Source organism: Bdellovibrio sp. HCB209 (assembly GCF_047306065.1).
Lineage (GTDB): Bacteria > Bdellovibrionota > Bdellovibrionia > Bdellovibrionales > Bdellovibrionaceae > Bdellovibrio.
The window spans coordinates 3,551,825-3,573,487 of record NZ_CP178618.1 but is presented as its reverse complement, the minus strand read 5'-3'; the positions used below and the strand labels follow the sequence as shown (position 1 = coordinate 3,573,487).

23 protein-coding genes and 1 other RNA gene are annotated in these 21,663 nt (G+C 45.6%); 13 read left to right on the top strand and 11 right to left on the bottom strand.

Going from position 1 to position 21,663, the window contains the following annotated elements; genetic code table 11:
* Window positions 1-16: 16 nt before the first annotated feature.
* Window positions 17-850 (top strand): Bd3614 family nucleic acid deaminase, encoded by an 834-nt coding sequence (locus tag ACLVWP_RS17345; RefSeq protein ID WP_413558918.1) that lies wholly within the window; start codon window positions 17-19, stop codon window positions 848-850.
* Here ACLVWP_RS17345 and ACLVWP_RS17340 read toward each other — a convergent pair.
* The 4 genes from ACLVWP_RS17340 to ACLVWP_RS17325 form a co-directional block, all read right to left on the bottom strand.
* Window positions 825-2,414, bottom strand: coding sequence for an ATP-binding protein (locus tag ACLVWP_RS17340; RefSeq protein ID WP_413558917.1), 1,590 nt, complete (start codon window positions 2,412-2,414; stop codon window positions 825-827). The two genes, ACLVWP_RS17345 and ACLVWP_RS17340, sit on opposite strands and share 26 nt — an antisense overlap.
* 76 nt (window positions 2,415-2,490) lie before the next feature.
* Window positions 2,491-2,706, bottom strand: a complete 216-nt coding sequence (locus ACLVWP_RS17335; protein WP_413558916.1) for a CPXCG motif-containing cysteine-rich protein — start codon at window positions 2,704-2,706, stop codon at window positions 2,491-2,493.
* Window positions 2,703-3,917, bottom strand: coding sequence for a DASH family cryptochrome (locus ACLVWP_RS17330; RefSeq protein ID WP_413558915.1), 1,215 nt, complete (start codon window positions 3,915-3,917; stop codon window positions 2,703-2,705). The genes ACLVWP_RS17335 and ACLVWP_RS17330 overlap by 4 nt, the downstream gene beginning before the upstream one ends.
* A gap of 55 nt (window positions 3,918-3,972) precedes the next feature.
* Window positions 3,973-4,491: a fibronectin type III domain-containing protein gene (locus tag ACLVWP_RS17325; RefSeq protein WP_413558914.1), complete on the bottom strand. Its 519-nt coding sequence runs from the start codon at window positions 4,489-4,491 to the stop codon at window positions 3,973-3,975.
* Between the two features lie 98 nt (window positions 4,492-4,589).
* Here ACLVWP_RS17325 and rnpB point away from each other — a divergent pair.
* Both rnpB and ACLVWP_RS17315 read left to right on the top strand, forming a co-directional pair.
* Window positions 4,590-4,972: RNase P RNA component class A (gene rnpB / locus ACLVWP_RS17320), an RNA gene on the top strand.
* 256 nt (window positions 4,973-5,228) lie between these two features.
* Window positions 5,229-5,612, top strand: coding sequence for a hypothetical protein (locus tag ACLVWP_RS17315; RefSeq protein WP_413558913.1), 384 nt, complete (start codon window positions 5,229-5,231; stop codon window positions 5,610-5,612).
* A gap of 80 nt (window positions 5,613-5,692) precedes the next feature.
* Here ACLVWP_RS17315 and ACLVWP_RS17310 read toward each other — a convergent pair whose 3' ends face one another.
* From ACLVWP_RS17310 to ACLVWP_RS17280, 7 genes are all read right to left on the bottom strand, one after another.
* Window positions 5,693-6,487, bottom strand: coding sequence for an ABC transporter permease (locus ACLVWP_RS17310; protein ID WP_413558912.1), 795 nt, complete (start codon window positions 6,485-6,487; stop codon window positions 5,693-5,695).
* Between the two features lies 1 nt (window position 6,488).
* Window positions 6,489-7,307, bottom strand: coding sequence for an ABC transporter permease (locus ACLVWP_RS17305; RefSeq protein ID WP_413558911.1), 819 nt, complete (start codon window positions 7,305-7,307; stop codon window positions 6,489-6,491).
* The gene (locus ACLVWP_RS17300) at window positions 7,258-8,088 is read right to left on the bottom strand and encodes an ABC transporter ATP-binding protein (protein WP_413558910.1); all 831 of its coding nucleotides are present in this window, start codon (window positions 8,086-8,088) and stop codon (window positions 7,258-7,260) included. Before ACLVWP_RS17300 ends, ACLVWP_RS17305 begins: the two co-directional genes overlap by 50 nt.
* Window positions 8,089-8,104: 16 nt before the next feature.
* The gene (locus ACLVWP_RS17295; protein WP_413558909.1) at window positions 8,105-8,632 is read right to left on the bottom strand and encodes a hypothetical protein; all 528 of its coding nucleotides are present in this window, start codon (window positions 8,630-8,632) and stop codon (window positions 8,105-8,107) included.
* 129 nt (window positions 8,633-8,761) lie between these two features.
* Complete coding sequence (locus ACLVWP_RS17290; RefSeq protein WP_413558908.1) at window positions 8,762-9,286, bottom strand: GNAT family N-acetyltransferase; 525 nt, start codon at window positions 9,284-9,286, stop codon at window positions 8,762-8,764.
* A gap of 22 nt (window positions 9,287-9,308) precedes the next feature.
* Window positions 9,309-10,343, bottom strand: coding sequence for a class I SAM-dependent methyltransferase (locus ACLVWP_RS17285; protein ID WP_413558907.1), 1,035 nt, complete (start codon window positions 10,341-10,343; stop codon window positions 9,309-9,311).
* On the bottom strand, window positions 10,343-10,816 hold the full coding sequence (locus ACLVWP_RS17280) for a hypothetical protein (RefSeq protein WP_413558906.1): 474 nt from the start codon (window positions 10,814-10,816) through the stop codon (window positions 10,343-10,345). The genes ACLVWP_RS17285 and ACLVWP_RS17280 overlap by 1 nt, the downstream gene beginning before the upstream one ends.
* Before the next feature lie 102 nt (window positions 10,817-10,918).
* Here ACLVWP_RS17280 and ACLVWP_RS17275 point away from each other — a divergent pair, with 102 nt between their 5' ends.
* The 10 genes from ACLVWP_RS17275 (at window position 10,919) to ACLVWP_RS17230 (ending at window position 21,653) form a co-directional block, all read left to right on the top strand.
* Window positions 10,919-11,554 (top strand): PaaI family thioesterase, encoded by a 636-nt coding sequence (locus ACLVWP_RS17275; protein ID WP_413558905.1) that lies wholly within the window; start codon window positions 10,919-10,921, stop codon window positions 11,552-11,554.
* An 8-nt stretch (window positions 11,555-11,562) separates the two neighbouring features.
* The gene (locus ACLVWP_RS17270) at window positions 11,563-13,170 is read left to right on the top strand and encodes a carboxyl transferase domain-containing protein (protein WP_413558904.1); all 1,608 of its coding nucleotides are present in this window, start codon (window positions 11,563-11,565) and stop codon (window positions 13,168-13,170) included.
* A gap of 1 nt (window position 13,171) precedes the next feature.
* A complete protein-coding gene (locus ACLVWP_RS17265; RefSeq protein WP_413558903.1) occupies window positions 13,172-13,948 on the top strand; it encodes an enoyl-CoA hydratase-related protein in 777 nt (258 codons plus the stop codon).
* Window positions 13,936-14,796, top strand: a complete 861-nt coding sequence (locus tag ACLVWP_RS17260; RefSeq protein WP_413558902.1) for an EamA family transporter — start codon at window positions 13,936-13,938, stop codon at window positions 14,794-14,796. The genes ACLVWP_RS17265 and ACLVWP_RS17260 overlap by 13 nt, the downstream gene beginning before the upstream one ends.
* A 52-nt stretch (window positions 14,797-14,848) precedes the next feature.
* Window positions 14,849-16,786: a GAF domain-containing protein gene (locus ACLVWP_RS17255; protein WP_413558901.1), complete on the top strand. Its 1,938-nt coding sequence runs from the start codon at window positions 14,849-14,851 to the stop codon at window positions 16,784-16,786.
* A 94-nt stretch (window positions 16,787-16,880) separates the two neighbouring features.
* A complete protein-coding gene (locus ACLVWP_RS17250; RefSeq protein WP_413558900.1) occupies window positions 16,881-17,459 on the top strand; it encodes a hypothetical protein in 579 nt (192 codons plus the stop codon).
* A gap of 8 nt (window positions 17,460-17,467) precedes the next feature.
* A complete protein-coding gene (locus ACLVWP_RS17245) occupies window positions 17,468-19,297 on the top strand; it encodes an ATP-binding protein (protein WP_413558899.1) in 1,830 nt (609 codons plus the stop codon).
* A 2-nt stretch (window positions 19,298-19,299) separates the two neighbouring features.
* On the top strand, window positions 19,300-19,701 hold the full coding sequence (locus ACLVWP_RS17240) for a response regulator (protein WP_413558898.1): 402 nt from the start codon (window positions 19,300-19,302) through the stop codon (window positions 19,699-19,701).
* Window positions 19,702-19,779: 78 nt separating this feature from the next.
* Window positions 19,780-21,273: an acetyl/propionyl/methylcrotonyl-CoA carboxylase subunit alpha gene (locus tag ACLVWP_RS17235; protein ID WP_413558897.1), complete on the top strand. Its 1,494-nt coding sequence runs from the start codon at window positions 19,780-19,782 to the stop codon at window positions 21,271-21,273.
* Window positions 21,273-21,653 carry an acetyl-CoA carboxylase biotin carboxyl carrier protein subunit gene (locus tag ACLVWP_RS17230; protein WP_413558896.1) on the top strand — a complete coding sequence of 127 codons (381 nt, stop codon included), beginning with the start codon at window positions 21,273-21,275 and terminating at the stop codon, window positions 21,651-21,653. Before ACLVWP_RS17235 ends, ACLVWP_RS17230 begins: the two co-directional genes overlap by 1 nt.
* Window positions 21,654-21,663 lie beyond the last annotated feature (10 nt).

Below are 21,663 nucleotides of genomic sequence, written 5' to 3'. Positions count from 1 at the left end.
TGGTACCAATTCTTATATGAGCGCCGAAAAAAGAGCCCGTCATCTAGCATTTTTACTCTATAAAGACACATTCGATGTGGCTTTCGTGGAGTTTCAGGGAAAAGTCTATTTCGCGCATTACTCGCAAGGCTCGGTGGCACCTTCGTCTGCGGTGGTAAAACTGCTGCAAGGTCTATTCGATCGCCATGTGGATCATAGTTTCTTTATTCTGCGCCAACGAATTTTTTCGACAGCAACCTTATCTGAAATGGACCGCGGAATGATCAAAGTCGTGGCGAAAAGAGCCAGTGACGGTATTATCCCTGTGCAAGATCCTGAATTTTCGGAATCCCTAGAGTTGATCGAGGTGGATTCTAAAGAAAACATTTTGAGTCAGGTATCTCATTTAAGCAGTGAAAACAAACAGAGTGTCGCGGATGTACAAAAGTGGTTTGCGGCACAAGGAACACAAACTGACGAGGATCATTTGCGCGTGGCCTTGAGCTTGGCCCAACAAGTTCCTCGCGGAGAAGTTTTGCATGATCACGATCGTGATATCGCAGCTATTCTGATTTCTGCCGAAGGGGAGCTACTGGGTTACGGTGTGAACTCAAACTCGAAAAATAAAACTCTGCATGCGGAAGTAAATCTGATCCAAAGACTGTTCAAAGAAAACAGTCAGAAAATTCCTGCCGGAGCAACTTTGTACAGCACTCACAAGCCGTGTAAGATGTGCGCGGGAATGATCTATGATTGGAGCGAGAATCCAACATCTGTAAGAGTTTTTTATTCAGTGGATGAAATTGGCGGTTTATCGAAACAGACGATTTTGGATCGCCACGGCCTTAACCAACAGCTGCCTCAGCCTTAGCAAAGCAAGAATTGATAGCTTTCATCAGAGTGTCCTTGCGAATAGGCTTGGATAAGTGCATGTCACATCCAGCCCCCAGACTGCGTTCGATATCTTCAGCGAAAGCATTTGCGGTACATGCAAAAATACGCGCAGGTTTGCGACCTTGTTCGCGCTCGATTTCACGAATACGCATGGTGGCTTCGTGACCATCCATTCCCGGCATTTGCACATCCATAAAGATCACGTCGTATGGATTTTTTTCGGCCAAGCTCACGGCATCGTTACCGCTCTCAGCATAGGTGATCGAGTGAATAGTTTTTTGCAGGTAAATTCCCAATAAATTGCGATTGTCATCGACATCATCCACAACCAAAACTTTTAGACGCTCCTCTTGCATAAAGTGATTGCTGTCGTTTAATTGATAGCGACCTTGCAGAGGATTGTGATGGCTGGTGATTCTTTCTGTTGTGGCAGGCATGGAGGCTGTGAAATAGAATGTGCTGCCAACTTCAGGTTCACTCTCAAGCCAAATAGCTCCGCCCATCAGGCTTACGATTTTTTGACTGATCGACAAACCTAAACCTGTGCCGCCATAGCGCCGAGTGGTTGTAGGGTCGGCTTGAGTAAAGGGACGGAAGATATCTTTGAAATTCTGTTTTTTTACGCCAATACCTGTATCTGTCACACTGAAAAGCAAAGTCCCAGCCCGGGTCGTTGTGTTTGGCATCACATGCAATGTAACGCAGCCCTGGTGAGTGAACTTAATCGCATTGTTCAAAAGATTTATCAGAACTTGGCGCAAGCGATCCGAGTCACCAATGTAGTATTCTTGCAGATCGGGATCGACGATGAATTTTAGCTGCAATCCTTTTTCTTTTGCGCGGAACTCAAGGATCGAGAAAATATCTTCGATAACTTTTTGCAGACTGAACGGCAACATGTGCAGAACGATTTCTCCGGCTTCGACTTTGGATAGATCCAAAACGTCGTTGATGATCGTCATCAACTGATAGTTGGCTCTTTGCAGGATTTCTACGAATGAAGACTGCTGGCCGTCCAGCGGAGTTTCAGCCAAAGTATCTGTGATTCCGATGATGGAGTTTAACGGTGTGCGGATTTCATGGCTCATGTTTGCTAAGAATACAGATTTAGCGTAAGTCGCCGCACGGGCTTTCGCAGCTGTTGAAAGCAACTCTTGATTTTTTCGTTCTAAATTTTCCGCCAGTTGTTTTTTCTCGGTGATATCAAAGGCCATGCTTAGAACTTTGATAACATCACCTAAATCATTTTTTACCGGAGTGTAGGAACAGTGAACCCAAATTTCAGCACCGGATCGGGCGAGACGTTTAAATTCGCCGACTTGGGGATTCCCCTCGCGCAGGGTCTCCCACATTTCACTGTATTCTTGTGCGTGAGTTTCATAGTTGGGCAGAAAGATTGAATGATGCTTGCCGTGAATCTCGTTCATCTCGTAGCCCACAAGATTTAAAAAATTGCGATTCGCCCAAAGGATTTTTCCATCTGGGTTAAACTCAATCAGGGCGTGGGAGTTGACGAGGGCTTCGTAGGCCGACTTATTCATATTTTTAGTCTATCTGTAGAAATGCAGTTAAATAAAATTACAAAACCCTCTGGGAATTAAAGTTTTGTAATCACCACTAGATTTTCTGTGCGACAAAATCGACAAGCTTACCCTGATCCGATGAATACGTGATCTGGATGGGCTTACAGCAGACCTCACAGTCTTCAACGTAGGTTTGGCGCCCAGGTTCCGAGATATCCACAAGCATTGAGATGCTTTTGCGGCAATAAGGACAGTTGAAGTAATGTTCGATCTGTTCATTTTCAAAACTTTCAAACTCCGGTGTACTCATAGCAAACTCCGTGGGTATGTTTGTGAAGACCGTTTCTGCGATTCCTGTGGTGATTTTGTTTCGTTTATACCTGCCACATAATTCCAATTGCCCCAGTTGCTGGCGGCATCGAAATCAATCAGCATTTCTTCAAAGTATCGAGCGCCCCAACGCCAATCCAGGCTCAGGGTTTCGATCAAATAGTTCGCGACATCTTGGCGGCCTTTATAGGAAATGAATCCCGTCTCATTCAGCTCTTTCATATTCCCATCAATAGGATCTCGCCCGGTGGAGCCAGCTTTCCAGCTTTTAAAGAGCTCCGTCTGCAATTGATCATTCACAAAGCTTTGATGTTCGGGAGCTGTGTCTGCCTGAAATAAAAACGGTCCCATTTTCAGTGCATAGTATTTGAAATAATCTCGGCGCAGTAAATCCATCAACATCCAGTTGGTGGAATCGTTGGCTGTTCTTTCAGTCTCGTAGTTTTTTACTTCCCAATAAATCACTCGAGGTGAAAGGCTGCCATTGGAAAGCCATGGCGAAAACTTAGAGCTGTCATCGAACTGCATAAGTTCCGCTCGGGGATCTTTAAAGCTTCGTAGTAGATCTTTATCCCAGATAAATTCTTTTAAACGAGTCAGGGCTTGAATCTCTCCGCCAGAAAATCGTGAAGGAGTCGTGAACATGCGAAGCTCGCGGTTTAAATCCAATTCGAATTCATCAGGTGTAATGGGTTCGGGCCACATCAGTGGAATAGGCAGAACCTTCGCAGGAATTTTTTTATCGACTAAGACCTGAAACTCCGCCAAGTTTTGCGGTAAATCCAATAGCGGAAATGGCAGAACCGATTTTTTTAGCAAGGTTCTTTGGTCAATCGCCACGATTCGATCAATCACCAGTCGTGAAAGAACTTGGCGTTCCTCACGGATTTCTTCGGGCGTGTACTCTTCGGTGTAAACCAAAGTGTCTATCTTGTATTTGTGAACCAGGTGAGTAAGAACTTCTTCTGGATGAGAGTAAGTTATCACCAGATCATGACCGCGATCCGCCAATTCCTTTTCAAGATTAGCCAGCGTTTCTAGTAAGAATTTGCGACGGAATTTTCCCGCTCTGCTGAAGTTCAGAGGGTATGAGTATACGAACAAGGCATCCTGGGCATGTTCACACAGCCAAGTTAGTGCTTCGTTGTCGTGGAGTCTGAGATCGTTACGGAACCAATAAAGAGCCCTCATAACTGTAAGTATATGAGGGCCTATTTAGACGACGAACTTGATTCGTCAGAGACTGCTATTTTGCAGCTTCAGCAGCTGGAGCCGCGGCAGCAGGAGCTGCGCCCGGAGTTTCGAACATAGACATTGCAAAGTATGACTTGCGGAATGTGCTCCAGTTGTTTGGTCTGACAGATGCCACACGCCAGAAGTAGTGTTTACCAGCCTCAAGTTTAGTTACGTCGAAAGTAGTCGCTTTAACGTGTTGATCGTCAGCTACCAACCATTTGAAGTTAGCATCAGTTGCTACTTGAACATGGTATTCTTGAGCGTCTTTAGCTTCTTTCCATTTCAAAGTAACAGTTTCGCCTTTGATAGCCGCGAAGTAATCAGGGCTCGTCAATTCAGGCTTTGCAGGAATTGTTTGAGCCATTTCATCCACTGGTTTTTCAGGGAAAAGCTCTCTCATTCTTTTACCAAGCTCTTCTTTAGAGTGATGAGTTGGACCACCGTGGCCGTGACCTTCTTCAGCAGAGATAGCAGGAGCCGTCAAAGCCAGGGTCAAAGCAAACACCAATAGAGATGCAAAGATCTTCATAATTTATTCCTTTTTAAGTCAGTGAGATGAAAGTAAAATAAATATGGGTAGATGAAAACCCTCTTGCGAATTTTGCTGGAGGGTGTTAAAAATCCCCTTCGGTTTTGCGGATGATCGCTCTAATAATACTCAAATACTTGATATTAGGGAGGAAAGTCCGGACTCCATATGGCAGCGCAAGGGGTAACGCCCCTCTACAGTAATGTAAGGAACAGTGGAACAGAGAGAATGTCCGGGGCATTGAGCCTGACACCGGGAACGGGAGGGTCAGGGGAGCCGCCGGAGTGAAAACAGCCAAACTCTGCGCGGAGCAAGATCAAATAGGGTGACACTAGTAGGGCGGCCAGCCCGTAGTCACCGGGTAAGATCGCTTGAGGGTGTCAGTAATGTCACTCCTAGAGGAATGATCATCTAAGTTCATCGGGACAATCATGGGACCAGGTGAATTGGACAGAATCCGGCTTAAAGCAAAACCAAGATCCCACTTTCTTAGACGGAACGAGTGATAAAACGCCAGCTGACGGCGTTGCTCGTCGTCGGCGTACGGGTAGTACGCCTTTCTCCTCGCGCCTTGCATCTGGCGCTTTCTCCCTCGTTCTTTTGTTTCTCGGAGCCAGGCATTTTTAGTGTTTAAAGATTGGTCGTTCGGATAATGTTGTTGGCCTCAAGAGCTTTGGATGTGAGGTCTTTTGGGGCTTTGTTAAGTTCTGCTTGTCGAAACATACAAGGAGATACGAATGAAAAAAATGATCTTTGCTTTGGCTTTCTTGATGGCTGGTACTGCTTCTGCTGCAATCAGCAATGCTAAACTTTGCAACCCTGACAATCAGTCACAATTTATTGAATTTGAATTTATTGGTCCGGTGATTCGTCAAACTTCGCACAATGCAGGTTTGTCTAGCACAAACGATATTCCTCTGAAAGAGGCTTACAGTGCGGATCAAGCGACTCTTAATAAGGCAGCTCAACAATACGGGACGCCAGCTTTGGTGTACGGTGAGCTTTGGTTCGTTGGCCCGGGTGCTATTTTGGTCGCTCAAGATGCAAACGATATCCAGTACATTTTCACGACTGCTAAAGGTGAGATCGTATACATGGGTTCTTCTGCAACTTGCAAATAGTTCTGATCGAACTAGTTACGAAAATAAAAAAAGCCGCGGTTGAACTGCGGCTTTTTTATTTTGGAGTGATTCAACTCGGATTAAGAGCTCGCGCTGCTGTAGGATTTTAGGGCGAATTTCCAGAATTTGTTGGATAGGTAGATTAGTAGGGCGGCTAGGATTATTACCCACGCGAATAGTGCGTAGGGTGGTGGTTCTAGCAAGGCCTTGGCGGGAACGCTGGCGATCACACCGACAGGGAGGGCTGTCAGTAGGAGCCACTTCATCCATGGGACGTAGATGGAATCCGGGCGCATTCCTAGGCGGTAGATTTGGTACCAGATGAATTGTAGGTTTTCGGATCTGGCGAAAATGACTGCTGTGGCCGCCATTGTGAAGCGCATTGCATAGAGTGCGATGAGTCCGCATGGAATTAGGATGATCAACCATAACAGGCGTGACCATTCAAAATCAGGTAGTTGTAGCAGACTGTAAACGAACCATGACGTTGCGATCACTAGATTGCCGATTGCTGGTGTCGAGGCTTTTTGTAGGCTGATCATAAATTGCGAGTTCGCAGGTTTTGCTAAGAGCAAATCCAGGTCGCCTTTTCTGACTTTTTCTGAGAACTGATCTAGGTTTTCAGACAGAATAATCATGTACAAGGCATCGACTACGAACACTACTCCCAAGAACACGCGCATTTGTACTTGGTTCCACGCACCGATCATCGGTGTATGCAGGAATAGGACTTCAAAGGTCATGATTTGAGCGATGTACCAGAAAATATCCGTCACGATTCTGGTTAGGAAGTTCACGCGGTATTCAAGATCCGCGATGAAGCTTGCGCGGAACATAGAGATATAAAGCAGCCAGTATTTTTTAATCACTGACATATTAAGCTCCTGTTCCTGTGTAAGCGTTAAGGCCACGCTTCCAAATGAATGCGCCGATTAAGTTTACAATCACAATACCTGCTGTGACTGAAATAAAGGACTGATAAACCGAAGCAATTTCTAAACGACCTGTTAGGTAACCTACTGGAACGTAAACACCAGAGCTGAATGGCAAGGCGATCATGATCGACTTCAATGGTTCAGGCATTAAATCTAGAGGAAAAAGCTCTCCAGTTAGAAGCCACAACGCCAAATTCTTAGCACCCGTGAAAGAGTAAACTTTGTTCAAGTGAAAAGCACAAGCAGCGACCACAAAGCTGATCGAGTGAACTAAAATTAGATAGTAAAACTCAAGCGCAAAGGCCATTGGCAGGCGTTCAAACTTAGTGGGTAGAGAAAATGCTAATACTGCAATCACTGGGATAATCATCGACACCAGTGTGGTGATGAATTTATATCCCATCAACTGCGAGAAATAATATTCATAGTAACTCATCGGGCGAGTCAGGATGGCATTGATGCTTCCCGTATCGATTTCTTGAATCATACGGAATTCGTACATCCAGCTTGTGCAAATACGCGCAAAGAACGCGCCCCACAGAGCGTAGGCCAGATAATATTCACGGGTGAAGCCTGCGATTTCAGTTGTCGCGGCTCCGCGGAATACGGCAACCCACAACAGGATTTCAATTCCTGTTGTTAGCGTCGGCTGCAAAACAGCGTCGACGAAATAATTCAGCCTGTACTCGAGATTGGAAACAATCGCGAGCTTAGCGAACGCGAGATTCCGTTTCCAAAAAACGGCGAATGACTTCTTCAAAATCGACCTCTTCATTTTCAGCTTGTTCTTTGTTGGAGTTCGCAACGAACTCGTCAACAGTGCCTTGGTAAACGATATTGCCCTTGCTGATCAGAAGTAATTTGTCAGCCAGTTGAGCGATATCGTCCATATAGTGACTTGTTAGAATAATCGTCGGAGCTTTCTCCTTCACGTATTGATCTAAGAATTCACGGATAGTTTCTTGAGCTACGATATCAAGGCCAATCGTGGGCTCATCTAGGAATAAAATTTGTGGTTCGTGCAAAAGTGCGCCGATGATTTCCATCTTCATGCGCTCACCCAAAGACAAGCGACGAAGTTGCGTGTGCAGGACGTGCGAGCATTGAAGCATCTCTGCCAAATGCGCCACACGCTTGCGAGCGGCTGCGGGATCTAGATCATAAATACGCGCAAGCAAAGCATAGGAATCAGCCGGGGAGATATCCCACCACAATTGATTTTTTTGTCCTAGTAGAATGCTGATTTGGCGAAGGAATTCGTTTTTTCTTTCCCACGGTCTGAAGCCCAGAACACGAGCGTCGCCACCAGTGGGCGTAACTAATCCAGAAAGCATTTTTAGCAGTGTGGTTTTACCAGCACCGTTGGCGCCGACCAATCCCACGATTTGACCAGACTCAATTTTCAGAGTGGTTTTATCGAGAGCGGTTTTTTCTTGGTATTGTCGATTGAAAAAGCCTTTTAAAGAATTCGTGAATCCTTCGGGCTTTTGGTAGCTTTTGTAGATGCGCGTGAGGTCTGTAGTTTCGATTACTATCGCCATAGTAGGCGATAGTAGACTAGTTTACTTCTAAAGAGAAGTCAGCTTGGCGGTCTTCGTCAGTAAAGAACGTTGCGTAATCTGGGGAAACATAGCTTTCTTCGTAAATGCGACCGACTTTGCAAGTTTTCAATGAAGACTTGCTGCCATCGTAGTTACAATCCGAAGTATCCCACGCTTTTTCAGAGTAACGGATTTTGAAACCGACCACACGATTGTTTTTGAGGTAAGCAGTCACTGTATCCAAACGTGTGCGACCAGAAGCGATCACATCGCCTTCAAGAATTGTGTCGCCCCAGATTTGCGCTTGAGTGAAAGCAACCTTGCGAAGAATTTCTAAATGGTTTTGATCCATTTTGTTGATGCGAGATTTTTGGCTGTAAGCAAGAACAACAGAGTAAGGAGCTTTGCAAGCGCCTGAAGAACATGCATTTACGAAGTGAGCAGCCTCATCATAAAACTTATCGCCGTTAGGACCCATTTGATCAGCAAGGGCCAAAGATGCAGAACAAGTCAGAATAACTGCTAGAAATAATTTGGAAATCATAGGCACCTCGCTTGCTGAAAAGATAGGCCCAAACGAGGTAAACTTTTAATACATAGAAGAGAAGTTATTATGCAATTCATGCACAGCAACTCCTGATGGAGCGCTGTACACAGAAGCAGGACCTGGCACCTAAATTTTCTTTTCGAGGACTACGAATTCTAGATTGTCGACTTTGGGGATGCCGAAACGCTCGTCGCCGTAGGGGAAAGGTTTCTTTTCGCCGGTGTTCTTAAACCCGTGTTTTTCGTACCATTTAATCAATTCAGTGCGAACTGTGATCACCGTCATGTAAATGTGCGTACAACCCCAGAACTGCGCAAAGGCCTCACTCTCTTGGATCAGCATTTTGCCGATGCCGTGCTTTTGCAGAGTAGGGTCTACCGTCAGCATTCCTAGGTAACATTTGCCTTTGTGATCTTCGAGATGAACGCAGCCTAAAACTTTACCTGTATCGTCGTCTTCAGCGATCAAGATGACCGAGCCTTCGCGCTCGATATTGTCTAGAATTCCGTCTTCATCAACACGTTGGCCATCCAAAAGATCGGCCTCTGTCGTCCAGCCTTTCTTGGAGCTGTCTCCGCGATAAGCAGAGTTAACAAGCTCCACCAAATCTTCAACGTGGCTTTCATCGGCTTGAGTGAATTCGATATGCATAGGTCACCTGTGATTTTTTAAACTATTTCTTTTTTAAGTAAGCAAAGAATTCTTTGCCCTGGCGTCTCGGGATCGAGGTCTGCCAACGGCCCCAGAAAATAGGAATGTAGTTGTTCTTAAGTCGCTGACGTAATTCCCACTCGCTGCCACCAAATGGAGGTCCTTGGCGTTTTTCAAACGCAAAGAAAACGCCCATCAAATGACCGCCCTCTGCCAGAACGCGATTCCAAACTTTCACCAAATCTTGGCGAAGCTCTGGGTTGATCGCGCAATAGCAAGTGTGTTCGAACACAATATCAAAAGCCGCATCGTAATTGCGAGGCAAGTTGAATAGGTCTGCTTCCACGAAAGTCAGATTTTCCATATGGCCATAGAGCTTTTTCGCTCTTTCAAGAGCCACTGGGGAAATATCCACAGCAGTTACCACATGTCCCGCTTGAGCAAAGAAAGCAGCGTCGTGACCTTCGCCACAACCCAAAACCAAAACGCGGCAGCGAGAAATTTTCAGACGTTGAAACATGTCTTTCAAGGCTTCAGCGGGCTCGCCTAAATTCCAACCAGGATTGTCTTCACGTTTATAGATTTGGCTCCAGAAGGCTTCTTTTTCGACGTCCGTTTCGGAGTTCCAGTATTGTGGAACTTCGTAGGTTTTGCCGTCGGCCGTGATGGAATCGTCATCGAACTCTTCTAGCATATTGAAAAATGCTGCTTGAGCTTTGCGAGACATCACAAAGGGAATCAGATCTTTTGTATATCCATGAAAACGATCCCACTCGTCCAATGACAATGTTTCCAATGAAAATGAAAACTCGGTGTCGTAGTGACAACGAATGGACCAGTGTGAATCGGATTTATTGATTTGCAAAGCGACCAGAGGTTCATCGAAAGCTTCGACGATAACGGGAACATCGCCGAAAGTGCTAAGCAGTGTTCCGCCTTGATGAAGTTTCAGATTTTCAAGGATTTCTTTACCAGAGTTGGGGTCTTGGATTCGCACTTCGCGACTTACACAAAACCCCTCTTCGTCAATTTGAACAAAGTGATTGGGAATAGCCATTAGTGATGTTCAGGAGCCGCAGTTGCAGCTGGAGACGCCGCTGGAGTTGCATCAGCAGGTGTCGGAGTGTCAGGAGTTACAGTAGAACCTTCAGAGAACACAACGATATCGTTAGTTGTTCTTACAGATTGCAAAGTCCATTTGTCAGTTTTGTCTTCAGTAGGTTCACGGTGAAGAATAGCTTCGCCCTCGATGATTTGCTCAAGAGTATCACCACCTTCGCTCAATTCAGAGAATTTGTAAGCAAACACAGCGCGAACTTTGTTGTCGTTCATAGACTCAGTCCAAAGTTTATCGATGCGCAAATCTTTCGCGTTTGGCTTTTTGGATTCCAAAGTTGCTTTGATCAACTCTGCCAATTTCGTTTGGATGCCAGCGTGCGTCTCAAAGCCGATAGCTTCGTTTGTGTGAATCACGTTCCAAGTCCAAACCAAAGCTGCAACGAAAACGATGAGGCTTACAATTTTCTTCATTCCGAATCCTCTCAGATGAAATCTTCTTTTGAAATATTCTGCTCTTTATCGGAGCATGATATCTGATATTTTTCAATACTCGTAAGAATAAGGATTTATCTCATGAACCAACAATGGCTGACAATCTTAATGTCTAAGGGGATTGAGCTTGAGCAAAACCTGCGTCAGCAGCTTCAGCAGGCCAAAGACGGCTTGAAATCTCAACTCGAAGAACGTGGAATTCGCCTGAGTGCTGCGGACCTGGCAGCTCTGCTGGAGGAGGTTTCTCCTAAGGCCTCACATGCTGCGCTGGGTTATGCGCTTGATATTGTTAGACCTTTTTCTGCGGGGATGGGACTGCGTATCTCTCGCCTTAAGGACACTCATATTGAGTTGGTGATTCCTGCTCGCACCAGAAACATGAATGAAGCTAACCAAATGCACGAAGGTGCTTTGTTGAGTGCCGCCATTGAGGCCGCGAAAATTCTGTGGATGCGTCATGCTCCCATGGGAAATTTCGAGATTGCTGTCACGCGAATTGAATCTGACTTTTTTAAAGTGCAAACAGGTGAGTGCAGATTGCGTATGGAGCTTGCGGAAAACAACCGCGAGGTGGTGTTGGCAGATCTTCGTGATCGCCGCGAGTCCAGCTCTTCGGCAGAGGTTCAGATCTTTGATGAAAATGATCAGGCCGTAGCCACTGTGCAAATGCAGTTAAAGTTAAAACACACTCCCGCGTTAGCAAATTCTGCGGAGTAAAAGGTTCTATGGAAATTTTGGATAGTCACATTGATACGAATTCTTCTGATTACAAAGCCAATCGCGATGCGATGTTGACGGTTGTTGGTCAGTGGAGAGAACGAGTTGAGTTAGTCAAACAAGGCGGCGGTGCTGATGCCACTAAGAAACATAAAGCTCGTGGTAAAATGACAGCGCGTGAGCGTATCGAAGCTTTGGTGGATGGCGGAACAGCTTTCCTCGAGTTCTCGACTCTTGCTGCTTGGGATATGTATGAAGGCCAAGCTCCAGGTGCTGGTGTTATCACTGGTATCGGTGTGATTCATGGAACTGAATGTGTGATCGTGGCGAACGATGCCACTGTTAAGGGTGGTACGTATTTCCCGATGACAGTGAAAAAGCATTTGCGTGCGCAAGAGATCGCTTTTGAAAATGGTTTGCCTTGTATTTACCTTGTGGATTCAGGTGGCGCATTCTTGCCGATGCAAGCAGATGTGTTTCCGGATCGTGATCATTTCGGTCGTATTTTCTATAACCAAGCTCGTATGTCGGCGGCTGGTATTCCGCAAATCGCAGTTGTCATGGGTTCATGCACAGCCGGCGGTGCTTACGTTCCAGCGATGAGTGATGAAACTGTGATCGTGAAAGAAAACGGAACTATCTTTTTGGGTGGTCCTCCGTTGGTAAAAGCTGCAACCGGTGAGGTTGTGGATGCACAAGAATTGGGTGGAGCCCAAGTTCACTGTGAAAACTCTGGTGTAACAGATCACTTTGCCGAAGACGATGAACATGCGGTGGAGATCACTCGCTCTATCGTGGCTCATTTGAATTATAAAAAAACTGTGACAATGAAGATCCTACCTTCAGAGGAACCATTGTTTGATGTGGCGGAAGTTTACGGAGTGATTCCTAAAGACAGCCGTGTGCCATTTGATGTTCGCGAAATTATCGCGCGTCTTGTGGATGGTTCTCGCTTCCATGAGTTCAAGGCTCTTTACGGAAAAACTTTGGTAACTGGCTTTGCACATATTTACGGAATGCCTGTGGGTATTATCGCAAATAACGGTGTTCTATTCTCTGAGAGTGCGCAAAAAGCGGCTCACTTCATTGAGCTTTGTGAGCAACGTGAAGTACCTTTGATTTTCCTACAAAATATTACAGGCTTCATGGTCGGTAAGAAATACGAGAACGAAGGTATCGCTAAACACGGTGCTAAAATGGTGATGGCGGTTTCCAATGCGCACGTTCCAAAATTCACAGTGGTGATTGGTGGTTCGTACGGAGCGGGTAACTACGGTATGTGCGGTCGCGCCTACCAACCGCGCCAGTTGTGGATGTGGCCTAACGCTAAGATCAGCGTGATGGGTGGCGAGCAAGCAGCGAATGTTTTGTTGACGGTGAAGTTGGATCAAATGGCAGCTAAAGGTCAAAGCATGAGTGCGGAAGACCAAGCTGAGTTCAAACGTCCAACGCTTGAAAAGTATGAACACGAAAGTTCTGCTTACTATTCATCGGCACGTTTATGGGACGATGGCATTATCGATCCAGCAGACACTCGCAAAGTTTTGGGCTTGGGTATTGCTGCCAGCCTTAACAAGTCTTGGGGAGAAAAATCCCAAGGCGTATTCAGGATGTAGTATGAATTTTATTGTTGTCGCGGAAATGGAACAAGTGGCCTATGTGAAGTTGAATAGGCCTGATGTGCGCAATGCTTTTAATCCTGAAATGATCGCTGAAATCACAGAGACATTTCATCGTTTAGAAGAGCGCACGGATCTTCGCGCTGTGGTTTTGCAGGGCGAGGGCAAATCTTTCTGCGCAGGTGCTGATTTGAATTGGATGAGAGAGATGGTGAATTTCTCTTATCACCAAAACCGTGAAGATTCTTTGGAGCTTTTCGGGATGTTTGAAGCTATCGCTCGTTGTACTTTACCAGTGATTGGTATGGTTCACGGCGCCGCTTTCGGTGGTGCTTTAGGTTTGGTTGCAGTTTGTGACGAAGTCATTGCTGAAGAAGGCACTCAGTTCTGTTTTAGTGAAGTGAAGTTGGGGATTGCTCCGGCCGTTATTAGCGCCTTTGTGCAGAGAAAAGCTGTTCCGGGTAAAGTTCGTCCACTGATGCTTTCAGGCGTCGTCTTTAATCCACAGGTTGCTCAACAAGCGGGTCTAGTGACTGAAGTGGTTCCAGCAGGCGAAGGTCATAACTTTGTGCAAAAGGTTCTTGCGAACTACAGACAAGGTGGACCGGAAGCTGTTCGTGAAACAAAAAAACTTTTGAACGATATTGCGGGTCTGACTTGGGAGCAACAACGTGCTCGTACGACTCATTTGATTGCGGATCGTCGCGCGAGTGATGAAGGTCAAGAGGGGCTTAAGTCGTTTCTTGAAAAACACGAGCCATCGTGGAGAAAATAACCGCTATTCTATGCCTCCTGATTGCGATGTTTTCGATTCAAGGGGGCGCAAGTTTTGCCAAACAATTATTTCCAGCACTTGGGCCCGAAGCCACAACGTTTTTGCGTGTGTGGATTTCGGCCTTAATTCTTTTAGCTATTTATCAACCGTGGAAACATAAATTCAGCAAGCAAGCTCTGCAAGCGGTTGCCTTGTATGGTATTTCGTTAGGGGCGATGAATTTGCTTTTCTATCTGTCGCTCGAGCGTATCCCTTTGGGTATTGCCGTGGCGTTGGAATTCACAGGTCCTTTAGCTGTCGCCACATTTGCATCGAAAAGACTTTTAGACGTGATGTGGGCTTTGCTTGCTGCCTTGGGAATTGTTCTGATCCTTCCGCATTCGGATTTCTCTCAAAGCATCGACATAGTGGGCGTGTTATTCGCGTTAGCGGCCGGGGCATTCTGGGGACTATATATTATCTTTGGAAAAAAACTGGGAAGTCATATTAAAGGTGGAAGTGCGACAGCCATGGGGATGCTTGTGGCAGCTTTAACAGTCACGCCGACATCAGTTTCGTCACTTCATTTTGCCGATTACACCGGATACATATGGTTAATGGCTTTGGCCGTGGCGATTTTATCCAGCGCACTTCCGTATTCATTAGAAATGATCGCATTAAGACGAATTCCCTCTAAGACGTTTGGTGTTTTGATGAGTCTAGAACCAGCGATCGCTGCCCTCATGGGGTTGATTTTCTTAAGTGAGAAACTTTCTGGAATACAACTGGCAGCAATCGTATGCGTGATGGGTGCATCTTGCGGAAGTTCTCTCACATCTCGCTCGGCGGAAGTCCCGCCGCAAACTTAGACCGTAAATTACTCGCGTTTTAGAAATAAAATCCAACTCCGATATTGGAGTCATGCCAATATCAACAAGGTCTTTCGTAAAATTTTCGCCTGCTCTGGATCGTCGCCGTCTAGCTGCTTTGATGTTCACGGACATCGTCGGCTACAGCGCGATTTTCCATCGTGACGAAGCTTTAGCGATGAGGCTCTTGGGCTTAAAATGTCAGGTGTTGCGAGAGATTTTTCCGACTTACGGTGGTCGTGAAATCAAAACTCTGGGTGATGGATTCTTTATTGAATTTCCCAGTGTTTTGGAGGCGGTGAAATGTGCCTACGATATTCAGTCTCAGCTCTATCAAAAAAATCTGGGTGGAATGGTCGACGAAAGATTCCAAATTCGCATTGGCATCCATCTTTGTGATTTTATTGCGACGGATGAAGACGCCTTTGGCAATGACGTAAACGTTTCGTCTCGACTGGAAAAGATTGCTCCTCCAGGGGGAATTTGCGTCAGTCAGCAGGTGGTTGACCAAGTTTCTGATAAACTGGATTTAAAGTTTAAACCTTTAAAAGAGCGAAATCTTAAAAATATTAAAAGACCCGTTGTCAGCTATTCGGTCGACCTTCCTTGGTTTGAACGCCGGGAGACACCTAAGTTAGGTGCGCAACTTGAAAAATGGATTCCTAAAAAAGTAACGATTAAAAATAGTTTTTTGATCGCTAGTTTAAGTTTGGTTTCTATTGCTGGATTTGTACTTTGGGCTGTGTTCTTAATGCCTAAGAATGCGCTGACGGATCCCACGGCAATGGAGCATTTCCTGTCGAGTTGGGAAAATCTGATGATCTTAAATCCCATCTATGCAGTGATTCTGTGGGGGTTGTGGCTATTTCAACCACAAGATCGACGACTCGTTTATCTGTCGATGGTTTTTTCTATTGGTAGTTTAAGTCTAATTGAACGCATCCCCGTCGCTTATACAGGATTAAGTGTTCATGCATTGCAGATGGTTCATTTACTGGCCGCGGGTTTGATTGTCTTCCCATTCATTGCTTTGGAAGGTCTTGAGAAAGATAAAAAGTATAATGAAATGGTCGGGAACGTGGGATTGGCAGCGGTTGTTTTTGCTGCTCTGTTTTTTGTGCCTCGAACAGAAATGGCGAACCTTCGATGGGCGACGTTTGCAGTTGCAGTCGCAGCGACAGCGTATTTCATTCGTTTGGTGGGCAGCAAAGTCGGCAAAGGGCCTTTGCCAATCAATGATATGCGCCGCTTGTTGATTGTGTTCATGGCTGCCGGAGAGATCTTGTCTCAGAACTTTCCGAATGTCCTGAATTCTGGTGTTACAGAGTTTTTCGATGTGTTCTTCCCTGTGGCATTCCCCGCGTACTTTACGGTTTTCATGATTTTGGGTTTTGTGACTCAAGAACGTATGAACGTTAAAAAAGATAGATCTGGGATGGCTGTTCGTAAGATCACTAACATTGTTTGTTCCGCAGACTGTTATGACGATAAACTTTCGAACATCCAGGATGTTATCTGTACTCACTTGAATGCAGAAAGATCTACGATTTACCTTGCGGATCTTAAAGGCAATAATTCGGTTTTACATGCCCAAGCGATTTATGGTCCGACCGACAAACTTAAAGAGGTCGCTCTGCAAGTTGATCCTACTCACGGATTGATTGGTCGAGTGATGAAGACTCGATCACCTTTGCTGGTCGACGACTTTAAAAAAGAAGACCGCCTAAGTGATGAAGAGCGCTCCCATATCAAAGTGAACGAATATAGAACTCGCTCATGTTTGCTATGTCCTTTGATTATGGGTAACGAGATTTTGGGAGTTATGACGTTTTCTGATAAGCGCGGATCGGTTCCGTTTACTGAAGACGACTTACGTTTGGTACAGTTAATTGCAAAAGACGTCGCAATGTTAAGCCTCCATGCTCGCTTTCAAAATATGGTGGATCATTTTGTATCAGAAAAATTAAACGAGTTGAATAGGCCGGCCTAATGCCCATGGGCAGCCGGTTTCGTGTTTACATGACTTCCGTTATTTTTTTAAAAGTGAATTAAGAACTTACATAGGGAGCCGAAAAGTTAATCGTATGAATAGATCAACGCTCTCTATAGTGAGTTTGATCCTGGCTGGAACCTTCCTGATCCTCGGATTTCATCTCTTCAATAAGTATGGTTTTACGCCAGGTGATCAGGTTGATGCACCTGAACGGTTTCCTGCGTCCTTAGATTCAAGATTTCTTGATAAGCAGGTTCCGACTTTATTCGTATTCGCTCATCCCAAATGTACATGTACCGAAGCGACACTTGCAGAACTGACACGTTTGAAAAAAGAGGTCGGTGATAAAATGAGGGTTAAGGTCTTTATCTCATACGACCCTCAAGATGCCTTCGAAGGCCAGCAGATCGAAAAACAAGCGCGCACGATAGCTAATGTTGAAGTTGAAAAAGATCTGCATCGCAAGATTGCAGGGACGTTTAATGCTTTAACTTCAGGTCAGACGGTTTTGTATGCCCCAGAGGGGAATTTGCTATTTCAAGGTGGGATCACTTTGAGTCGTGGCCAAGAAGGGCGCAGTCCTGGTGCTGAACAAATCTCACGCATCGTAACGGGACCTTTTATAAAAACAGAGTTTCACCGAACCCCAACTTTTGGCTGCCACTTATAGGATGAATTGTGAAAGAGATTAATAAGAAAGCGGACAGCAGAACACGAGAGCTCTACAATTCCATGCGCCAAGATGTTTGGGTGCGCACGGATAAGCTTTTCTCCTACTTGATGGTGGCTCAGTGGTTGTTTGCTATTATCTGCGCGACTGTTATCACTCCAAGATCCTACAGTGGCAGTGTCAGCAGTTTGCATCCTCATGTCTGGGCAGCTTTGATTCTGGGCGGTCTTTTAACTTTCCTTCCGTGCAGTTTTATTCTGCTTCGTCCTGGGGAAACAATCACTCGTCACGTTATCGCTGTGACCCAGATGTTGATGTCGGCTTTGCTGATTCATTTAACGGGTGGCCGTATTGAAACGCATTTCCATATTTTTGGTTCATTGGCATTTTTAGCATTCTATCGTGATTGGAAAGTACTTGCGACGGCATCGGCAGTCACAGCGTTAGATCACTTTATCCGTGGAGTCTGGTGGCCAACTTCTGTATTTGGTTCGACGTTAGTCACTCCTTGGGAATGGGTTGAGCACAGTGCGTGGGTTTTGTTTGAGATTTCATTCCTGATTCCTGGTTGTGAACAAGTGCAGAAACAAATGCGCGGAATTGCTGAGCGTCAGGTTGAGCTTGAAATGGTCAATGAGCGCGTCGAGCGTAATATCCAAATTCGTACGGAAGAACTTGCAGAGACTCAACGCCAGTTGATGCAGTCACAAAAACTCGAAGCCATCGGTCAGTTGGCGAGCGGTGTGGCTCATGACTTCAACAATATGCTTGGTGGTATTCTAGCTTACTCGAGTTTGTTGAAAGAGGATTATGCAAATGACCCGCAACTGGTTTCTTCATTGAGTGTGATTGAAACTAGTGCGGAAAGAGGAGCCGAGCTGACTAAGAAGCTTTTGGCTTTTGCTCGCAAAGGTAACTACGAACACACGATCGTGGATTTGAAAAAGACCATCGAAGAGGCCGTACTTCTGTTAGGCCCATCAATGAACGAAAAAGTATTTGTCTCGATGGATATGGATGCAGATCTCTGGTCGACCGAGGGTGACTCGACACAGATTTTCCAAGTCGTTATGAATTTGGCGGTGAATGCGAAGGATGCGATGCCTAATGGAGGCAAGATCACTATTCGCGGAACCAATATCGAAGCCGATGAAGACTACTGTCATAGTCACAGATCGGTCTCGCCGGGAAGCTATGTTCGTCTGTCAATTGAGGATAACGGCTGCGGTATCCCTAAAGAAATTCAGGAAAAAGTTTTCGAACCGTTCTTTACAACCAAAGCTCCTGGCTCAGGAACAGGCTTGGGTCTATCGATGGTGTATGGAATTATGAATAATCATCATGGCGCTGTGGGTTTGTACTCTGAAGTCGGTCGCGGAACTGTCTTCCATTTGTACTTCCCACGCTCTAAAAAAGTTCCCAACCAAGACGCTCCGGTTTCGGGAATGTCTGTGATTTCGAAAACGGCTCTGTTAGGCCAAGATATTTTATTGGCCGATGACGAAGTGACAATGCGAACGGCTGGATCAGATATTTTATCCCGCTATGGCGCAAAAGTGTCTGCGTTCGAAGATGGTGAAATGGCTTTGCAAGCTCTGAAAGAAAATCCAGAGAAATATAAGATCATCATTCTGGATGTCATCATGCCTAAGATGAGTGGTATTGAAACCTTCCATCAGATGCGTGAGATCGCTCCCAATGCCCACTTTGTATTCTCCAGCGGGTATGCGGAAAGCTCAGAGATTACTGATTTAAGAAATCGTTTTGAAGTTAAGTTTGTACAAAAACCTTATAGAGCTGAACACTTGGCTCGAGAAGTAATTAAAAAGGCGGCCTAGCAATGGATACTTTAAAAGAAAAACCATTGATTCTGACAATTGACGATGAGCCTATGATTCGCTCAGCAGTTCAGTTAATCATGTCACGACGCCACTGCGTTGTGCAAAGCGCGCAGGATGCGAATGAGGCACGGCAGCTATTAAAATCTCATTCCTTTGATTTGATCCTTTTGGATGTAAATCTTGGCAGAACCAGTGGTTTGGAATTGCTAAAAGAATTGCGCGAAGAGTTGAAACTCGAAACTCCTGTCCTGCTTATGAGCGGTCTTGCGGACACAGAGCGCATTCAGGAAGCGTGTAAGCACAATATCAAAGGTTTTATCCTAAAGCCGTTTAATGCGAAGGGCCTGGAAGAGAAGGTTTTTGGTTCTATGGAGCCTGGTTTTAAACCCCAGGCTGTCTAGGAAAAACAGCCTCTTTTCGTTGCCTTGCTAGGGATTCGTCGATATAGGTAAAAGCACTAATATTGGAGCTTTTGCACCATGACGAAAATGCCTGTTAAATTCTCTCGAATTGCGATCGCCAATCGTGGCGAAGTCGCAGTTCGTATTATCAAAGCGTGTGAAGAACTTGGAATCGAAACGGTTCTTCTGCACTCCGAAGTCGACATCAATTCTCGCGCCTACAGAATGGCGACTAAAACGATCTGCATCGGCCCAGCCGCAACAGCAGAAAGTTATCTGAACATCAAAGCCAACATTGATGGAGCCTTAGCAGGTGGTGCGCAAGCAATTCATCCGGGTTTTGGTTTCTTGTCTGAAAATGCTGATTTTGCTGAGGCTGTTGAAAAAGCCGGAATGACTTTCATCGGTCCTTCTGCGGAAGCAATTCGTTCTTTGGGCGATAAAGTTCACTGTAAGGAACTTGCTAAAAAAGCAGGTTTGCCTTTGGTGCCTGGCTATCAAGGTGAAAACCAAGCCGTGGCAAATTTGATTACGGAAGCTGAGCGCATTGGTTACCCAGTGATCGTGAAAGCAGCTGCCGGTGGTGGTGGTCGTGGTATGAAGTTGATCAAGTCTTCTGCGGATGCAGCAGAGTTGATTGAATCAGCACAACGTGAAGCCCAATCTGCATTCGGTTCTCCAAAAGTTTTCTTAGAAAAATACCTGGATCGTGCCAAACACATTGAGTTCCAAGTTTTTGGCGACTCTACTGGTAAGGTCATTCATTTCTTTGACCGTGAATGTTCGGTTCAACGTCGTCATCAAAAAATTATCGAAGAAGCAACTTCACCTTCATTGAGCGACGATCTTCGTCGCCGCATGGGTGAGGCCGCTTGCGCGATTGCGACGATGGGTAAATACAAAGGTGCGGGGACTGTTGAGTTCTTGCTTCAAGATGGCGAGTTCTATTTGCTTGAGGTGAATACACGCTTGCAAGTTGAACATCCAGTGACTGAGGAAGTTCTGGGTGTGGATTTGGTAAAAATGCAAATCCTGACGGCACAAGGTGATTTCGTTCATGATCCATTGTTGGTTCGTGTACCTCGTGGTCACTCTATCGAATGCCGTATCTATGCTGAAAATCCATTCTTGGGTGGAGTTCCAAGCACAGGCTTACTTGGTCATGTCGAGTGGCCTGAAGGCCCGGGTCGTCGTTATGAGTACGGTTTTGACTCCGGCGATACAATCACTCCTTACTACGATCCAATGATCGCAAAAGTGATTGTGTGGGATGAAAACCGTCCACGTGCGATTCAAAAAATGATCCGTGTGTTGAAAGACTCGGTAGTTTTCGGGGTTCACACAAATATTCCTTATTTGATCGAGATCTTGTCCCACAAAGAATTTGTTATGGGCACGATGACAACTAGATTCATCGAAACATATTTTGCTGATCCGATTAAAGAACCTGAGTTGACTGAAACTGAAAAGAAATTAGCAGCGGCAGCTTTAGCGCAAGCTCGTGGAACTCAACAAGTCGGTGCAACTGCAAACAGTTCATCTCCTTGGATGACTTACTGGAGAGGTATCTAATGGAAGTCAAAGTTCGTATCGACGGAGTTGATCACAAAGCTCAAGCAGAACTTCTGCAAGGCACTTTGTGGGTGCACGCAAATGGTCGCACATTCACGATGGATGCCGGCTCTGGACGTAAGTCACGCAAGAAATCAGGTGCGGGTGGTTCTTCGGATACTGTCATCGCACCGATGCCGGGTAAAGTTACTAAGATTTTAGTTCAAGCCGGTACACAAGTGACGGCAGGCCAAGCAGTTTTGGTGATGGAAGCCATGAAAATGGAGTACACTTTGAAGTGTGACATCGCTGGTGAAATCGAAACGATTTCCTGCGCGGTGGGCGAGCAAGTGGCATTGGGTAAAGCTCTTGTGAAAATCAAACCTGCTTCTGTTGAGTAGGATATTTCGG

What these genes read in the sequence shown, in the direction of transcription:
- ACLVWP_RS17265 (WP_413558903.1), top strand. Translation starts at nt 13,172, where the DNA reads ATGAATTTTATTGTTGTCGCGGAAATGGAACAAGTGGCCTATGTGAAG.
- ACLVWP_RS17310 (WP_413558912.1), bottom strand. Translation starts at nt 6,487, where the DNA reads ATGTCAGTGATTAAAAAATACTGGCTGCTTTATATCTCTATGTTCCGC.
- ACLVWP_RS17240 (WP_413558898.1), top strand. Translation starts at nt 19,300, where the DNA reads ATGGATACTTTAAAAGAAAAACCATTGATTCTGACAATTGACGATGAG.
- ACLVWP_RS17325 (WP_413558914.1), bottom strand. Translation starts at nt 4,491, where the DNA reads ATGAAGATCTTTGCATCTCTATTGGTGTTTGCTTTGACCCTGGCTTTG.
- ACLVWP_RS17235 (WP_413558897.1), top strand. Translation starts at nt 19,780, where the DNA reads ATGACGAAAATGCCTGTTAAATTCTCTCGAATTGCGATCGCCAATCGT.
- ACLVWP_RS17335 (WP_413558916.1), bottom strand. Translation starts at nt 2,706, where the DNA reads ATGAGTACACCGGAGTTTGAAAGTTTTGAAAATGAACAGATCGAACAT.
- ACLVWP_RS17290 (WP_413558908.1), bottom strand. Translation starts at nt 9,286, where the DNA reads ATGCATATCGAATTCACTCAAGCCGATGAAAGCCACGTTGAAGATTTG.
- ACLVWP_RS17275 (WP_413558905.1), top strand. Translation starts at nt 10,919, where the DNA reads ATGAACCAACAATGGCTGACAATCTTAATGTCTAAGGGGATTGAGCTT.
- ACLVWP_RS17255 (WP_413558901.1), top strand. Translation starts at nt 14,849, where the DNA reads ATGCCAATATCAACAAGGTCTTTCGTAAAATTTTCGCCTGCTCTGGAT.
- ACLVWP_RS17340 (WP_413558917.1), bottom strand. Translation starts at nt 2,414, where the DNA reads ATGAATAAGTCGGCCTACGAAGCCCTCGTCAACTCCCACGCCCTGATT.
- ACLVWP_RS17345 (WP_413558918.1), top strand. Translation starts at nt 17, where the DNA reads ATGAGCGCCGAAAAAAGAGCCCGTCATCTAGCATTTTTACTCTATAAA.
- ACLVWP_RS17270 (WP_413558904.1), top strand. Translation starts at nt 11,563, where the DNA reads ATGGAAATTTTGGATAGTCACATTGATACGAATTCTTCTGATTACAAA.
- ACLVWP_RS17300 (WP_413558910.1), bottom strand. Translation starts at nt 8,088, where the DNA reads ATGGCGATAGTAATCGAAACTACAGACCTCACGCGCATCTACAAAAGC.
- ACLVWP_RS17280 (WP_413558906.1), bottom strand. Translation starts at nt 10,816, where the DNA reads ATGAAGAAAATTGTAAGCCTCATCGTTTTCGTTGCAGCTTTGGTTTGG.
- ACLVWP_RS17285 (WP_413558907.1), bottom strand. Translation starts at nt 10,343, where the DNA reads ATGGCTATTCCCAATCACTTTGTTCAAATTGACGAAGAGGGGTTTTGT.
- ACLVWP_RS17230 (WP_413558896.1), top strand. Translation starts at nt 21,273, where the DNA reads ATGGAAGTCAAAGTTCGTATCGACGGAGTTGATCACAAAGCTCAAGCA.
- ACLVWP_RS17295 (WP_413558909.1), bottom strand. Translation starts at nt 8,632, where the DNA reads ATGATTTCCAAATTATTTCTAGCAGTTATTCTGACTTGTTCTGCATCT.
- ACLVWP_RS17250 (WP_413558900.1), top strand. Translation starts at nt 16,881, where the DNA reads ATGAATAGATCAACGCTCTCTATAGTGAGTTTGATCCTGGCTGGAACC.
- ACLVWP_RS17315 (WP_413558913.1), top strand. Translation starts at nt 5,229, where the DNA reads ATGAAAAAAATGATCTTTGCTTTGGCTTTCTTGATGGCTGGTACTGCT.
- ACLVWP_RS17330 (WP_413558915.1), bottom strand. Translation starts at nt 3,917, where the DNA reads ATGAGGGCTCTTTATTGGTTCCGTAACGATCTCAGACTCCACGACAAC.